Origin of the sequence: Microbulbifer sp. THAF38, assembly GCF_009363535.1 — a bacterium.
In the GTDB taxonomy this organism is placed as follows: Bacteria; Pseudomonadota; Gammaproteobacteria; order Pseudomonadales; family Cellvibrionaceae; genus Microbulbifer.
The window spans coordinates 3,254,066-3,269,651 of the sequence record NZ_CP045369.1 but is presented as its reverse complement, the minus strand read 5'-3'; the positions used below and the strand labels follow the sequence as shown (position 1 = coordinate 3,269,651).

Here is a 15,586-nt window from a genome sequence, read left to right as displayed (position 1 = left end):
GCTATTTGCGTCCCATTCTCATTTGGCGGAAATGCCTGTTTTTAAAGGGGTTTTCGTCTGTTCATTTACACAGCCAAAACCGCCAGAAGCTGCTCTCGCAGCCAGCGATTGGCGGGATCTTCCTGTAGATTTTTGTGCCACAACAGGTGCCAGTCCATCAGGGGTATTTGGAACGGTAGTTCAAATAGACGTGTCGAATACTGACTGGCTAGACTCGCCGGTACGGTTAGAGCCAAATCTGTGCGTAATACGATTAAAGGCGCCACTCGGTAGTGTTGTACACGCAACTTGATGGTACGCCGACGCCCCAGTTTATTCAGTGCTATATCTGCCAACCCAGGACCCGTGCGCCTACTGGAAACATGGATATGTTCCAGTTGTAAATACTGTTCCAGTGTCAGGCTCGACTCCCCAGCCAAGGGATGCTCATTGCGCAACATACAGAGATAACGGTCCTGGTGCAGGCGCTGTTGTTGCAGTTGGGGCGCTGTCGCCAGAGGGACATCCAGGGCGAAATCCAATGTATTGGCGGCCAGTTCCTTGGCAAGCTGATCCCTGGGAACGTGAAATGACTCTACTGTTACACCCGGCGCTTCTTTTTCCAGGCGCTCTAAGAGGGGCGGCAGCAGTAGGGTTTCCGCCATGTCGTTCATAGATAGTCGCAATGTTTTGCGTGCCAGGGCGGGGTTGAATTGGCGGTGTTCATTCAGGCTGGTACCCAGCAGGGAAAGGGCCTGCTGCACCCTGGGCATAATGGACTCCGTAACAGGGGTGGGAGTCATGCCGGAGGGGCTGCGAATAAATAATGGGTCGTCCAGGGTACGGCGCAGACGTGCCAGGGCATTACTCACCGCAGGCTGGGTAATATGCAACTGCTCAGCCGCACGGGTGAGGTTGCCCGAGTTATAAATGGCATCCAGAACCAGGAACAGGTTCATATCCATTTTTTGCAGCTGCATCTGTGCCTCAATCATAACCAGTGTGAATGATCATATATTCGCATAATAAACTTTGATGATTCAAACGAGAGGACTAGGGTTGGAGTTCCATAAAAAGAGGAACTCGCTGTGGCCGAATCAATCGTGGTGCGCCATGGACAGGCGTCCTTCGGCGCCGATGATTACGACAATCTCTCCGACATCGGCTGGCAGCAATCCCGCTGGCTGGGGGAATACTGGCGGGGCACTGGCCAGAAGTTTGACCGGATTTTCTGCGGCAGCCTGCGCCGTCATCGGCAAACTACCGAGGGTATCTGTGCAGGCCTTGGCATCGACTTAGAGGGCCACTTGACGGTGGTTCCCCAATTGAATGAGTTCGACTTCCTTGAAGTAGCTCGCCTTTACAGTGAGAAAAACCCCGCAGCTACACCTAAACCCGATGCTTCCCGTGCCGACTTTTACCGCTTTTTAATGCAGGGCATGCTCGCCTGGTCCACAGGGGAAATTGCGCCGGCAGAGAGTTGGCAGGCATTCGAAAATCGCATTCGTGAAGTTTTGGATTTAATCGGTGATAGCCCCAAAGGCAGTAAAACTCTGGTGGTCAGTTCCGGTGGGGCTATTGCCATGATGGTGCGGCAGGTATTGGGCGGTCCTCCCGAGTCGGTGATCAAACTCAATATGCAGATACAGAATACCGGCACTACCCGTTTTTTTTCTAGCGTAGGGCAGGGGCTCAGCTTGAACAGTTTTAATCACGTACCTCACTTGGAGAGAGATGAGCGCCACACTTCCGTGACTTACAGCTGAATTAAAACCTACAACATAATTAAAGGTGAAAAGACATGGAGTTTGAATATTCAGAAAAGGTACAGGGCCTGTTGCAGCGGCTCAAAAACTTTATGCAGGAATCTGTGTATCCCGCTGAGAGTACCTATATACAGCAGTTGCAGAATGACCCCTGGGGCGAGCCCCCTATTATGGAGGCCTTAAAAGAAAAGGCCCGTGAGGCTGAGTTGTGGAATTTATTCTTACCCGATTCCCGCTATGGTGCCGGCCTTACCAACTTGGAATATGCACCTTTGGCGGAGGAGATGGGCAAGGTCTTATTTGCCTCAGAAATTTTTAATTGCAGCGCCCCAGATACCGGCAATATGGAAGTGCTGGCCCAGTACGGATCGGAAGCGCAGCGGGAAGCCTGGCTGAGGCCATTGCTGGCGGGCAATATTCGCTCGGCATTCGCCATGACCGAACCCAAGGTGGCCTCCTCCGATGCTACGAATATCGAAACTTCTATCGTGCGCGATGGCGATGAATATGTGATTAATGGTCATAAATTTTATATTAGTGGCCTAATGAATAAGCGCTGTAAGGTCATGATTGTGATGGGCAAGACCGATCCCACTAATCCGGATCGGCATCGCCAGCAATCGCAAATCCTGGTTCCCACAGATACCCCAGGGGTGAAAATAATTCGGCCCATGCAGGTATTTGGCTACGACGATGCCCCGGAAGGTCATGCGGAAGTGATTTTTGAGAATGTTCGGGTGCCTGCGTCTAATCTGATTCTTGGAGAAGGGCGAGGCTTTGAAATTGCTCAGGGGCGTCTGGGGCCGGGCAGAATTCACCATTGCATGCGTTTAATTGGCCAGGCCCAGCGCGCCCTGGAAATGATGGCAGGCCGAGCGGAAAATCGTATTGTATTTGGACGCCCGATGAGCAAGCAGGGCTCAGTGCGGGAGGATATTGCTAAGTCTGCCTGTGAAATTGAGCAGGCACGTTTGCTAACTTTAAAAGCTGCGGCGCAAATGGATCGACTTGGCAATAAAGCGGCCAAAGACCTGATTGCCATGATTAAAATTGTTGCACCGCAAATGGCCTGCAAGGTGATTGACCGCGCTATCCAGATTCACGGTGCGGCAGGGTTGAGCCAGGACTATAGCTTGGCCCATCACTATGCTTACGCGCGGACTATCCGTTTAGCCGATGGACCAGACCAAGTACATATGATGCAGCTGGGACGCAACTTGGCTGCCCGTTATGCCGCAGAGACTGTACAGGGAGAGGAGCATGTCTGAAACCGTAAAGGAGTCACGTAATTCAGTGGAAGCTTTGCCACTGGAAAAGTTGCAAGAATACCTCAGCGCAAATGTTGAAGTTTTTTCCGGACCACTGAAAATCAGTAAGTTTTCCGGCGGTCAATCCAATCCCACCTTTAAGCTGGAAACGCCTACAAATACCTATGTATTGCGTCGGCAACCTCCGGGAAAACTATTGAAATCTGCGCACGCAGTGGATCGTGAGTACCGTGTTATGTCTGCACTGGCAGATACCGATGTACCGGTGCCCAAAGTTTTTCATTTATGTGAAGACCGGGATCTGATCGGCTCCATGTTTTACCTGATGGAATACTGTGAGGGGCGGATTTTCTGGAATGCGGCAATTCCTGAGGTGGATGCTTCTGCGCGCAGTGCTATGTACGATGAAATGAATCGGGTGCTCGCCGCATTACATAGTCTCGACATCGACTTTTTGGGGTTATCTGATTACGGCCGCCCGGGAAATTATTTTCAGCGGCAGCTGGAGCGTTGGACGGGGCAATATCGGGCTTCTGAGACACAGCCTATTTCGGCGATGGAAGAGTTGATTGAATGGCTTGGCAGTGCGCTCCCGGAAGACGATCGTCGGATAGCTCTGGTACACGGTGATTACCGCCTCGATAATATGATTTTCCATCCTAAAGAAGCCAAAGTGATCGCCCTGCTGGATTGGGAGCTTTCTACTTTGGGTCACCCGTTTGCGGATCTTGCTTACCAGTGCATGCAAATGCGTATGCCTGCTGGGGGTGACAAGATGTCCGGCCTGTTGGGGCTGGATATTGCCTCGCTGGGTATCCCCTCTGAACAGGTCTATGTGGCCAAGTATTGTGAGCGTATGGGGATTGATGGCATTGATCACTGGCCTTTTTATTTGGCGTTTAGTTTTTTCCGTTTAGCGGCGATAGTCCAGGGCGTGGCCAAACGTGCACAGGATGGCAACGCCTCAAATCGCAATGCGGCGAGCCTCGGCGCCCTGGTGGCGCCACTGGCACAAACGGCAATGAGCATTGCCAGTGAGGCGAGTTAGTTAGAAGGTCATCTCGATACAATTTATTGTGCTTTTTATTGTGCTTTGGAAAAATGATAAGGATAAAAAATGGCAAAGAATCTTTTTGATCTCACCGGAAAAATTGCTCTGGTAACCGGTGCTAGCCGGGGTATTGGTGAGGCAATTGCAAAACTTTTGGCAGAACAGGGCGCCCATGTGCTGGTATCCAGCCGAAAAATTGAAGGCTGTCAGGCTGTTGCCGATGCGATTGTCGATGCCGGCGGTAAAGCGGAAGCGGTACCTTGCCATATCGGCAATATGGAAGATATCCAGAAAATGTTTTTCGATGTCCGCGAGCGCTTTGGGCGGCTGGATATTCTGGTTAACAACGCAGCTACAAACCCTTACTTTGGTCATATCCTCGATACCGACCTCGCGGCTTTTGAAAAAACCGTTGAAGTGAATATTCGCGGCTATTTCTTTATGTCTGTGGAAGCGGGCAAGTTGATGCGCGAGCAGGGTGGAGGTGTGATTGTGAATACTGCCTCGGTCAATGCCCTGCAGCCTGGTGTGGGCCAGGGAATCTATTCCATCACCAAGGCGGCAGTGGTCAATATGACCAAAGCTTTTGCCAAGGAGTGTGCCCAGTTCAATATCCGTGTTAATGCCCTATTGCCTGGGTTGACCAAAACCAAGTTTGCCGGGGCACTCTTCACCCACGAAGATATTTATAAAACCGCAATCGGCCATATCCCTATGCACCGTCACGCCGAGCCTGAGGAGATGGCGGGTACAGTACTCTACTTAGTTTCCAACGCCTCCAGTTACACCACCGGCGAATGCGTTGTGGTGGATGGTGGAATGACTTCCTGTGGGGGAATTTAATATGCAAGATCCAATATTGGATTTCGACAATCAGGTTGCCCTAATTACCGGTGCTGCCAGTGGTTTTGGCAAACTGCTGGCTAAAGAGTTGGGATCTCGCGGAGCGCGCCTGGTGCTTGGAGATATCAATGAAGAGGGCCTGATGCAGCTCGCCGATGACCTGGGTCGTGATGGTATCCAGGTGCGCGCTCAACGTTGTGATGTTTCCTCTGAAGTGGATTGCGTTGCCCTGGTGCAACTGGCTGAGTCTGAGTTCGGCGGCCTGAATATGGCGGTTAATAATGCTGGTATCGCTCCGCCAATGATGTCCCTAAAGCAGACTGACGAAGCGATGATGGACCATCAATACAATGTAAACCTGAAGGGCGTATTTTTCGGTCTCAAGCACCAGCTGCCATTAATGAAAGATCGTGGCGGTGTGGTGCTCAACGTTTCCTCTATGGCCGGACTGGGCGGCGCACCCAAAATTGCCTCCTATGCTGCCGCCAAGCATGGGGTTATTGGGCTGACCAAAACTGCAGCGATGGAAAACGCCAAGTACGGTATTCGGGTGAATGCTATCTGCCCATTCTATTGCTTGACGCCAATGGTGACCTCTGTGGAAGCTCCAGGGGCCAGCCCGAAAGATGTTCAGGCTTTTCTTGCCGAAGGTTGTCCGATGAAGCGTCTTGGCGAGCCGGAAGAAGTGGTAGCAGCTATGTTGATGCTACTCTCCCCGAAGATGACTTATGTTACCGGGCAGGCACTGGCTGTGGATGGTGGTTTATCGGCATATTGAGGATAGGAGTGATTTAAAGCTAAAGAGTTGGTAAATGGCTAAAGTTGCAGACTCCCGCTCCTTTAGTGGACTTTATAGTGGACTTTATAGTGGACTTTATAGTGGACTTTAGTTCGCTTTTGAAAGTTAGCTTATAATCTTTACTTCTATTTTTTTGGAGGGCAGACATCGGCCGCTGGTGTCACCCCGTACTTTCTCAAGAGTTCTCTATAAGCGCCACTGCTACAGAGTTTACTGAGGCCAAGATCGAAGGTGTTCCTGTCCTCTTCCTTTTTGAATGCCATTTTGAATTTTGTGGTAGGCATTTTGAAGTTGTGTAGGGATACCGCTTCCAGTGAATGTCCACTTTGTTTTGAGAGGTAGGAAAATATGCTGATATCTATGACAATGATTGCACCTTCTTCCTGCCAGAACTTTTCCACCTGCTCCTGTGAGCTTTGTAGCTCAATATAGTTATGACTATTTGATGAACCAGGTGAGAACAGCGCCTGGAACTCGGGGCCGAGATCCCGGTGGGCACCCTGCCAGGTAATGATTGGATGTTCGGCTAAATCACTGACATTGTTTATGGTGATATTGTCTTTTTTCTTGCTAATGGCGTAGTTTATAAAGGCAATATAGTCTTTTGAGTAGAATAAATTTTTGCTGGCTTCATGAACATTGGCTTCAGCATCTGCGACACCACGATCAATTGCACCTTGTATTTCTCCCCAACCCATTTGAGCAAACGCTATAGAATACCCTGAGAGTGATTGTGAGATGATCTCAATTTCCAAGCCGCTTTTTGCGTGATCCATAACATAGGGGGGAGCATCCTCAGATATGGCAACTTTCAACTCTTTAGCGATAGTGCAGGGTGCTGAAAAAAATACAATAACCCATGGAATCAAGGTGTTTAAATGCCAGTTTCCCATATTTGGCTCCTTGAGCGAACGCTGGTTTCCAGGGGGTGTTGATGTTGAATCATTGAGTACTCATCGGTCATTAAGTCGTTATAGGTTGCGCTAGGTGTTCTTGGACCGATGCCGAAGGTAAAGCAGCTAGTGACTGACGGACAATGTTGAGGTGGGAAACCAAAATACCGGTTTTGAAATAATCCCCGGTAAAATCTATTTGCTGTACCTCTATGTAATTCGATTGTAAGGGACATCCCCAGTAAGGGTTTATTCCCCACCAGCCGTATTGGCCAGCACTTCTTGGGTTTCTCTGGAAGAAGTTATGTGCCTGGCCGATATTGTTGTATCTCAGCTTAAAGGTTTTGTTATCGAAGACACTGTGTGCATCGAAAATGACCAGGTGACTCAGGCTAATTCCAAGGCGTCCGAGAACATTTGCTAATTTAATAGCAGAGGTTCCCCCCCGGCTGTAACCTACTAATACCAGAAACTTTCCCTGTGAAGCCCCCTGAATAAGATATTGTCTTGCCTGTCTTTTAGCTAAAGGGCTGAACATGGCCCCCCCCATGTGCGAGACCCAGGCGTTGAGCGATTGGTTGTCCCCGGCGTTTGGACCACCGGCACCGTAAAAGCCGGCCACCGCCAGTGTATTTTTTGATACCAAGTTTTGTGCGCTGGGGGCTCTGTTTATAGTCAGGGGCATTGCTGTACAACTGCACTACTCAGAAGAGGCGTAACTCTCTGGGACATACAGTTTACTTAGCCGTCCAGTGTTGCTTGCGCACTTTCCGAGTACTGCTGCAACTGAAACTGGGCACAACAAACGTTTCAACTCCTCTCGCTAGGGCAGAATACGGCAGCGCTTCTGGGCAGCTTTTCGCAGTTCGCGGGGTAAGTCTTGCTCCGCAATATTATTTTGTTGTTGTCGCCATTCCTGACAGAGAGCAACATAGTTTTCGGCATTGACCTGGCTGCGCAGTGTTTGCCAGGGATCGTCTTGTATTTCGGGTTCTGGGGGAGGGGGTTGCCACTGGGCTATTTCCTGGGTGGCAAGTTGAAACTCACTATTTTGAGTCATTGCGGGAGTCCTGGCACCGAGGTGCTGTGCCGGGTGTGCCAACATCAATAAAGCGGTCACTAGAGCGCAACTCAGCGAGGTACCGGATAGCATCCGGCCTATATCCTTTTTCGGCTGGTAGCCCTTTGCCTGTAGTAAGACTTCAGAATCTAACTGTTGCGGTGAGGTAAAAGCTGACGCCTCTTCGCGGTATTGGTGCTCCCAGTTACTCATGCTTCTACCTCTATCACTCTTTAATGGCCTCCACTTGCCAGGGTTGTGCTTGAGATCCGTAAATCAGGGTTTCAATTTGCTGCCGAGCTAATTGGTAATATTCTCTACATTTTTTCAGTGATATACGCTCTATATCTGCTACTGCAGCCAGGGAGAGCTTGCACTCCATGTGTAGCAACAGCACGTTGCGTTGAAGTTTGGGGAGTTTCTGAATGGCTGCGATAACCTTATTTTCCCCCTCTAATATCTGAGGTTGGGGACTGCTGACTGTTTGCTTCTGCAGGGACTTATTGATTTGAATAAACAGCCAGTTTTTAAATAGCCGACCGTGGAGTTGCGGAGGATTCTCCAGAGTGCTTTGCCACAGAGCCTGCAATAATTGTGTGGTGGAGTTTGGTGCCATCTGGATGCAGTAACGGTAGAGGGCATCCTTGTGTCGGTTATACAGTGGCTCAAAAGCAGCAAGCCGACGAGTCTCCCGGTAGTGATCGAGCAGCTTCTCATCGGAATAATGTTGGAACACTTTGCGAGACAAAATGTCGTGCCTCCGTACGCAGGTAACCCGCAAGCCAGAGATGGCTTAGGCCTGGGTTTATGCGTCATTGATCATAAAAATTGTAGTCGGTATAAACGTTAAACTTGGCACCTTTGAGAACGAGCGGGATTTCTATTGGTTTTTGAGTAAGCCGAGTTCTCTTGGCCTGCGAAGTATAGATGGCCCAGCTCTTCAGGGGCTTACAGAGGGTAACGGGTAACGCCATATCTTGATAAACGGTCGCTTGGCGCGTTAAGCCTTTCATATTTATTAAAATGGCGGATGATTTTTTATTATGGCAATTTATTCTTTATTAATAAGGACTTTTTTGAACAACGGTAGGTGTGTGGTTTGTTGGAAAGCGCGACTGATCTGGACAGTTCAGGATGAATACTTTGTGAAAAGTATCCTGGCTAAGGAAAGGCCAAGTTAGTGATGTATTGGCAAATCTGGTAGGGGGAGAGGAAGTTGTAAAGGGCCGCGTTCGGCGCGTAAGTCCGTGAGTCTTAGCCCCACGCCTAGAAGGCGAATAGGAGTGGAGCGTTTATCCCAGCACTCCTGCAGCAATTGGCGAAACTCAGAAATACGCCCTGCACGACTGTTGCGCTCATGGGTACTCTGGGAAAAATCGGTATATTTTACCTTTACGGTGGCGCCATTTACTTCATAACGATCGCCGAGTTTTTCCAGCCGTTCCAGTAGGCGCATATATAAGCTGGTCATTTCTTCCAGCCAGTCATCATATTCACAGAGATCCTTGTTAAAGGTGCGCTCCACACTGACACTCTTGCGGGAGCCATCCCCGCTCACCGGGCGATCGTCGATACCGCGGCTCAGCTCGTAGAGGCGGCGCCCAAACTTGCCAAAGGTTTTACTTAACTCTACCTGGGAATAACGCCGCAGGTCGGCGCAGGTATGGATACCCTGGCGATGCATTTTCTCTGCCGTGACACGGCCTACGCCATGAATCTTGGTTACCGGCAAACGCAATACGAATTGATCAACCTCGTCAGGGGTGATCACCGTAAGTCCGTCGGGTTTACGCCAGTCACTGGCGATCTTGGCCAGGAATTTATTGGGGGCAACGCCGGCGGAGATAGTAATACCAAGGGTCTCTCTAACCCTCTGGCGGATCTCCTCGGCCATCAAAGTAGCGCTACCGTGGCAGTGACCACTATTACTGACATCGAGAAATGCTTCATCCAAGGAAAGTGGCTCAATATCGTCACAGTAATCGAGGAAAATCTCACGAATCTGGTGGCTGACTTCCCGGTATTTGGCCATGTTACCGGGTACTACAATCAAATCAGGACAGAGTTTCTTGGCCTGGGCGGTGGGCATGGCGGAGCGGACACCGTAGCTGCGGGCCTCATAGTTGCAGGTGGAGATGACTCCGCGGCGATCACTGCTACCGCCAACAGCGAGCGGGCGCCCACGGAGATTGGGATCGTCTCGCATTTCGACCGAAGCGTAAAAACAATCGCAGTCGCAGTGGATGATCTTTCTCATGCTGTGATTATATACAGTGTTTTGTGGCGCCAGGAAGTTATTTCTGCCAGTAGGCAATAGACAGCTGGATAGCAGGAAGGTGAGTGATGAGCAGTATCCCTTTAGTGGAGACCCCTGATTCGGAAGAGGCTTCCAGGGTATTTGCGGAAATACAGGATGAACTGGGTGGGATTCCCAGTCTGTTTAGGATTTATGCCCACCATGAGGGGCTGTTATTGGCCAATTGGCAGAAATTCAAGGCGGTGATGCTGCACGGCTGCCTGTCGGCTCAGTTGAAAGAAGCTATTGGCTTGGCGGTTTCTGCGGATAACCATTGTGACTATGGCATTTATCACCACAGCACCTCCCTGCAAATGCTAGGGGTTACCCCCGATGAGGTGATGCGTATTCGGACCGATCCAAAGCATGTGCACTTTTCCGAGAAGGAGCACGCGTTGTTTGATCTGGCCCGCAACGCCAATAAGTCACCTGATGATCACCGGCAACACCTTATTGCAGAGGCACGGAAGCTGGGGGCGGGAGATGATGAGCTACTGGAGGCTTTGGGGGTGATGGAGTTGGTGTTGGGTTTTAACCATTTGGCAGAAGCGTTGAGTCTTGTGCCTACCAGGACTCCGCACCAGAAATAACCCCGGCAAGATGCCGGGGTTTGGCCAGTAGAATACTTCAGAAGCTCTACTTAGGTGGTCGACCCCTGCCGAAGATCAATGCCAGGACAAAAAGTACAATAAAGATAAAGAACAGGATTTTGGCGATCTCTGTTGCCGTGGATGCAACACCGCTAAAGCCAAAAAAGGCGGCAATCAGCGCAATCACCAGGAAGATAATGGCCCAACGTATCATGGTGGTCTCCATATAAGATAAGGGAACCGGAGGTAGTACTTTGGGGGCCGACTCCCAACGACTTAATTGGTAGTGTATTGAGACGGTAATTACAAATTTCCGACACTGCCAGTATCAGTGATCTGCGCCAAGCTGACAAAGTAAAACCCCTGTTCTGTGACCTGTGTATAGATCAGCGGCAGCGCCTCCGCCACTTCTTTGCCGTGTTCATACATTGGGTGCAGCATAACCACACTGCCATCTTTGGCATTCTGGACGATATAGTCGGCGATGGCGTCGGGGTTATTCATATCGACATGCAGATGCGGCTCCAAGTCCCACTGGGCCACCTGAAAGTTCTGCGTGGCCAATAGACTACCCAGCTCTTCCGAGAGGCTTCCAAAAGGGGGCAGGATCGTTGGCCTTTCCTGATATCCGTGGTGCTGCAATAACTTACAGGTTTTTTTTATTTCGGCTTTGGCGCTGCTTAGTGGCAAGCTTGCCAGGTCGATATAGGAATAACCGTGATTTCCCAGCTGATGGCCGGCATTGATAATGGAGCGAGTCTGTTTGGGGAAGCGCTCCATTTCTTTGCCCACCAGAAAGAATGTCGCAGGTATTTGCAAGGTTTCTAGTTGCTTGAGAAGAGACTCAGTTGCACCTGGTACTGGCCCCCCGCTAAAAGCGAGGGCGATGCGTTTCTCCTCGCTGGATTTTGCAGATACTGTCAGGGATAGACATAAGATAATACTCGAAATCGCAGTTATTATTATTCTCATTTACTGCTCCAGATTTTTCTGACCCAGAAAAGAAAAAAGCCGTCTGAGACGGCTTTTTTGTGTTTTGTTATCGCTCGAGAAGTTCGAGCTTGCCCTTCTTGCCATCCCATTCCTCGGCGTCCGGCAGCGGGTCTTTTTTCTCGGTGATATTGGGCCAAACCTCAGCGAGCTCAGCGTTTAGCTCGATATACTCCTGTTGATCGTCGGGCACTTCGTCCTCGGAGAAAATCGCATTGGCGGGGCACTCCGGCTCGCACAGGGCGCAGTCGATACACTCGTCAGGATGGATCACCAGGAAGTTGGGGCCTTCGTAAAAACAGTCTACCGGGCAAACTTCTACACAGTCGGTGTATTTGCACTTAATGCAATTTTCCCCAATTACGAATGTCATGATTGTCCCTCAATAGTGCACTGATTCTTTCGTGCACGGATTTTATCAATTACTGGCGCGAATTGTAGTGGCTTTTCAGTCGATTTAGTTCACTGTTTATAACAAGTTGCACTGGGCGACATAAGTCGCCCAGCCTTTTACTTCAATAACTTGCGTAACGCATAAAGCGCTTCGAGCGCTTGGCGCGGCGTCATATCATCCGGGTCCAGCTCTTCCAGGGCATCCACGGCCGGGTGGCTGGGGCTGCCGAACAGGTCGACCTGTTGGGGAGAGCCGGGCTGTACTGGTGCTGAAACCGACGGAATCACAACCGCTTCAGGTTCTTGTTTAGGCGTTGCATCAGGTTTAGAAATAGCTGCGGGTACATCTACCGATTGGGCGCCGGCTTCCAGCGCTGCCAAGCGAGCGCGGGCCTCGGTCAGTACATCCGCTGGAATACCCGCCAGTTTGGCCACCTGCAAGCCGAAACTCTTGGACGCGGGTCCTTCCTGGATGCGGTGCAGGAAGACGATACCCTCGCCGTGTTCGGTGGCATCCAAGTGGATATTGGCCGCTTCCGCACACTGGTTAGGCAAATCGGTCAGTTCGAAGTAGTGAGTGGCGAACAGGGTGAATGCGCGCACTTCTCCGGCCAGGTAGTGGGCGCAGGCCCAGGCCAGGGAAAGACCATCGTAGGTGCTGGTACCGCGGCCGATTTCATCCATCAGCACCAGGCTGTGCTCGCTGGCATTGCGCAGGATATTAGCGGTTTCGGTCATCTCCACCATAAAGGTGGAACGACCCCCGGCCAAATCATCGGCGCTGCCGATGCGGGTGAAGATACGGTCGAGTAGGCCGATCTGGGCACTGTCGGCAGGGACATAACTGCCGCAATGCGCCAGTAAAGCAATCAGCGCAGTCTGGCGCATATAGGTAGATTTACCACCCATGTTCGGGCCGGTAATCACCAGCATACGGCGATCGTCGCGCAGTTCGATATCGTTGGCCACAAAAGGCTCATCCAATACCTGTTCCACCACCGGATGGCGCCCGCCACTGATATGCAGGCCCGGTTCAGTACCCAGCTCGGGGCGGCAGAGGCGCAGGTCATCGGCACGTTCGGCCAAACAAGCCAGAACATCCAGCTCAGAAACGCCGGCCGCCGCGGCTTGTAGCTCTGCCAGGGATTCATTCAGCTGATTAATCAGCGCCTCATAGAGGGCCTTCTCCCGCGCCAGGGCACGACTCTTGGCGGAGAGTGCTTTGTCCTCGAACTCTTTCAATTCGGGCGTAATAAAACGCTCGGCATTCTTCAGGGTTTGGCGTCGAATATATTCCGCCGGTGCCTTGTCGCTCTGGCCGCGGCTAATTTCAATAAAGTAGCCATGCACTCGGTTGTAACCCACCTTCAATGTGGGGATACCAGTGCGCTCCTTTTCCTGAAGCTCCAGTTGTACCAAGTAATCGCCCGCGTTCTCGCTGATAGCGCGCAGCTCATCGAGCTCTTCATCGTAGCCGGTAGCGATGACACCACCATCGCGTATTACGACAGGCGGGTTTTCGATAATGGCCTTTTGCAGCAGCTCTACGGTTTCCGGCCATTCACCGATCTGGCCACAAAGCTCTTTGAGTAGGACGGCACTGGAATTCGCTAGCTGTTCTTGGATTTCGGGGAACTGGGCTAGAGACTGACCCAGTCTTGCCAAGTCACGGGGGCGTGCGGAACGCAGTGCCAAGCGACCCAGAATGCGCTCCATATCACCCACGGGTTTGAGAGCATCACGCAGTGGCTCGAAACCATACTCTTCAATCAGTGCAGCAATGGCATCCTGGCGGTTGCGCAGCGTAGTGAGCTGGCGCAGCGGGTTGTTCAACCAGCGGCGCAGAAGGCGGCTACCCATGGCGGTTTTGCAGCTGTCGAAAACAGACAGCAGGGTATTGTCATCGCCGCCATTCAGATTCAGGTCGATTTCCAGGTTGCGGCGGCTGGCGCCATCGAGGGCGACGGTTTCGTCGCCGCTCTCGGTATGCAGGCCGCGAATATGGGGTAGCTCGGTGCGCTGGGTATCTCGTGCATATTGCAGTAAGCAGCCAGCGGCCACTATGGCACCGTGCATATGGCTGCAACCAAAGGCCTCCAGATTCATAGTGCCAAACTGCTGATTGAGCAGGCGCAGGGCAGTTTCCAGCTCAAACTCCCAGGGCGCACGACGGCGTACACCGGCGCGGCGTTCAATTTCCACCGGCAAAGTGAGATCTTCTGGCGCGAGTAATTCAGCCGGGTTGTGACGCTGAACCTGTTCGGCCAGGGATTCCAGCGTATCAGTCTCCTGAACCACAAAGCGACCGGTCGCCAAGTCCAATAGTGCGAGACCGAATACATCTCCTAAGTGAGAAATAGCTGCCAGCAGGTTATCGCGGCGGTCATTCAACAGCGCCTCATCGGTAACGGTACCGGGGGTGACGATACGCACCACCTGCCGCTCAACCGGCCCCTTACTGGTTGCCGGGTCGCCAATCTGTTCGCAAATGGCAACAGACACTCCGGCCTTGATCAAGCGCGCCAAATAACCCTCGGCCGCATGGTAGGGAATGCCCGCCATGGGAATTGGTTCACCACCAGATTTGCCCCGCGCGGTCAGGGTGACATCTAACAGCTCCGCGGCCTTCTTGGCATCGTCATAGAACAGCTCGTAGAAATCCCCCATGCGATAGAACACCAGCTCCTGGGGGTGCTGGGCTTTGATGCGTAAATATTGCTGCATCATCGGGGTGTGTTCGGGTTTCGCGGCCTTGGTTGCGGTTTTTGGCATTTTTCTAAGAAAATCAATAAGTTACAAAATTGTTCGCAAACCTCGTAAGCCCCGCAGGAAGTGCGGTCAGCTTAGGTCGAGGTTGAGGGCAGGCATGTTTAGGGCTTATTAATGGAAAAGTCCGCTCAAAAATCGAACAGTAAGCCCAAGCCTGATGTTCCTGAAGCACACAATCGAGGCTGAACTGAACCGAGAGGGCCAGCCCAAAGTTCGAAGGGCCTCTTTAAGGGGGCGCAGAATAGCAGAGTGGGGGGCAAACCACTACGGATGGCTGATCACCACCATGAGGGATGAATTGCAGTATCCCAATTTTTGGGGAGGAGTTTTCATTGGGGAGTAAGGCTTTTAACTTATGGGATAGCTTCCTATAGCCATACATCCTCCATTGGCAGGATGTAACCTACGAAAGTAATAGCATTTAATTCCGGCTAACTTTTATCATTTTCTCATCGTAAGTGTGAGTAAAGAAACTCATCAAAGCGGCTGCTTACGCTTTCAATTTAGACACATATGAATCATCAAATGGAAAAACAGTATTGAACGCTATGTCCTGTTGCGTATATCAGAATTAAAGAGAAGCTTCTCCTATTTCTTGGAGAAGTTGGCTAAGTTGTTGATTTTTAAGTGGGCCGAAAAATGATATAAAGCATATAAAGCATATAAAGCTTGGGATTTTAAAGAAGCTGCTATATATCTACCTGTTGAATTCATGCCGACTGGTGTAGCCCTTTGATTTTTATGGGCTATTTAAGATGATTTTGGTTGAAGGTTTTAGAATTATATAGAAGGGTGATATAGAGATGCTTCTTTTGAATTAACTGTTATGTATTTTAGTTTGTGGTAATTATGAGAGAAGAATTTAAAAAAAATAATCTATGAAGGGCTT

At 50.8% G+C, this 15,586-nt stretch carries 16 protein-coding genes; 6 read left to right on the top strand and 10 right to left on the bottom strand.

Translation table 11 applies throughout. The features are described 5' to 3' along the window. Window positions 1-65: 65 nt before the first annotated feature. The gene (locus FIU95_RS14135) at window positions 66-959 is read right to left on the bottom strand and encodes a LysR family transcriptional regulator (protein ID WP_152454381.1); all 894 of its coding nucleotides are present in this window, start codon (window positions 957-959) and stop codon (window positions 66-68) included. Between the two features lie 108 nt (window positions 960-1,067). On the opposite strand from FIU95_RS14135, the gene FIU95_RS14130 reads away from it, so the two are divergent. The 5 genes from FIU95_RS14130 (at window position 1,068) to FIU95_RS14110 (ending at window position 5,685) form a co-directional block, all read left to right on the top strand. Continuing rightward, complete coding sequence (locus tag FIU95_RS14130; RefSeq protein ID WP_152454380.1) at window positions 1,068-1,745, top strand: histidine phosphatase family protein; 678 nt, start codon at window positions 1,068-1,070, stop codon at window positions 1,743-1,745. Window positions 1,746-1,780: 35 nt separating this feature from the next. Continuing rightward, entirely contained in the window at window positions 1,781-3,013 is a 1,233-nt protein-coding gene (locus FIU95_RS14125; RefSeq protein WP_152454379.1) for an acyl-CoA dehydrogenase family protein, read from the top strand. Next, complete coding sequence (locus tag FIU95_RS14120; protein ID WP_152454378.1) at window positions 3,006-4,061, top strand: phosphotransferase; 1,056 nt, start codon at window positions 3,006-3,008, stop codon at window positions 4,059-4,061. The genes FIU95_RS14125 and FIU95_RS14120 overlap by 8 nt, the downstream gene beginning before the upstream one ends. 69 nt (window positions 4,062-4,130) lie before the next feature. Further along, a complete protein-coding gene (locus FIU95_RS14115; RefSeq protein WP_152454377.1) occupies window positions 4,131-4,907 on the top strand; it encodes an SDR family oxidoreductase in 777 nt (258 codons plus the stop codon). Between the two features lies 1 nt (window position 4,908). Next, complete coding sequence (locus FIU95_RS14110; RefSeq protein WP_152454376.1) at window positions 4,909-5,685, top strand: SDR family NAD(P)-dependent oxidoreductase; 777 nt, start codon at window positions 4,909-4,911, stop codon at window positions 5,683-5,685. Window positions 5,686-5,831: 146 nt separating this feature from the next. Here the strand turns inward: FIU95_RS14110 and FIU95_RS14105 are convergent, their stop codons facing one another. The 5 genes from FIU95_RS14105 to dinB form a co-directional block, all read right to left on the bottom strand. After that, complete coding sequence (locus FIU95_RS14105; RefSeq protein ID WP_152454375.1) at window positions 5,832-6,599, bottom strand: ABC transporter substrate-binding protein; 768 nt, start codon at window positions 6,597-6,599, stop codon at window positions 5,832-5,834. A gap of 70 nt (window positions 6,600-6,669) precedes the next feature. Further along, window positions 6,670-7,284: a hypothetical protein gene (locus tag FIU95_RS14100; protein ID WP_152454374.1), complete on the bottom strand. Its 615-nt coding sequence runs from the start codon at window positions 7,282-7,284 to the stop codon at window positions 6,670-6,672. 138 nt (window positions 7,285-7,422) lie between these two features. Beyond that, a complete protein-coding gene (locus FIU95_RS14095) occupies window positions 7,423-7,872 on the bottom strand; it encodes a hypothetical protein (RefSeq protein WP_152454373.1) in 450 nt (149 codons plus the stop codon). Window positions 7,873-7,885: 13 nt separating this feature from the next. Beyond that, window positions 7,886-8,407, bottom strand: a complete 522-nt coding sequence (locus FIU95_RS14090; protein ID WP_152454372.1) for an RNA polymerase sigma factor — start codon at window positions 8,405-8,407, stop codon at window positions 7,886-7,888. A gap of 429 nt (window positions 8,408-8,836) precedes the next feature. Next, window positions 8,837-9,916, bottom strand: a complete 1,080-nt coding sequence (gene dinB, locus FIU95_RS14085; protein ID WP_152454371.1) for a DNA polymerase IV — start codon at window positions 9,914-9,916, stop codon at window positions 8,837-8,839. Window positions 9,917-10,002: 86 nt separating this feature from the next. Here dinB and FIU95_RS14080 point away from each other — a divergent pair, with 86 nt between their 5' ends. Continuing rightward, window positions 10,003-10,545: a carboxymuconolactone decarboxylase family protein gene (locus FIU95_RS14080; protein ID WP_152454370.1), complete on the top strand. Its 543-nt coding sequence runs from the start codon at window positions 10,003-10,005 to the stop codon at window positions 10,543-10,545. Between the two features lie 46 nt (window positions 10,546-10,591). Here the strand turns inward: FIU95_RS14080 and FIU95_RS14075 are convergent, their stop codons facing one another. From FIU95_RS14075 to mutS, 4 genes are all read right to left on the bottom strand, one after another. Beyond that, entirely contained in the window at window positions 10,592-10,759 is a 168-nt protein-coding gene (locus FIU95_RS14075) for a DUF1328 domain-containing protein (RefSeq protein WP_152454369.1), read from the bottom strand. Window positions 10,760-10,848: 89 nt separating this feature from the next. Then, a complete protein-coding gene (locus FIU95_RS14070; protein ID WP_152454368.1) occupies window positions 10,849-11,517 on the bottom strand; it encodes a polysaccharide deacetylase family protein in 669 nt (222 codons plus the stop codon). A gap of 67 nt (window positions 11,518-11,584) precedes the next feature. Beyond that, window positions 11,585-11,908, bottom strand: a complete 324-nt coding sequence (gene fdxA, locus FIU95_RS14065) for a ferredoxin FdxA (protein WP_020411359.1) — start codon at window positions 11,906-11,908, stop codon at window positions 11,585-11,587. A 137-nt stretch (window positions 11,909-12,045) separates the two neighbouring features. Next, window positions 12,046-14,700: a DNA mismatch repair protein MutS gene (gene mutS, locus FIU95_RS14060; protein WP_152454367.1), complete on the bottom strand. Its 2,655-nt coding sequence runs from the start codon at window positions 14,698-14,700 to the stop codon at window positions 12,046-12,048. Window positions 14,701-15,586: the final 886 nt, after the last annotated feature.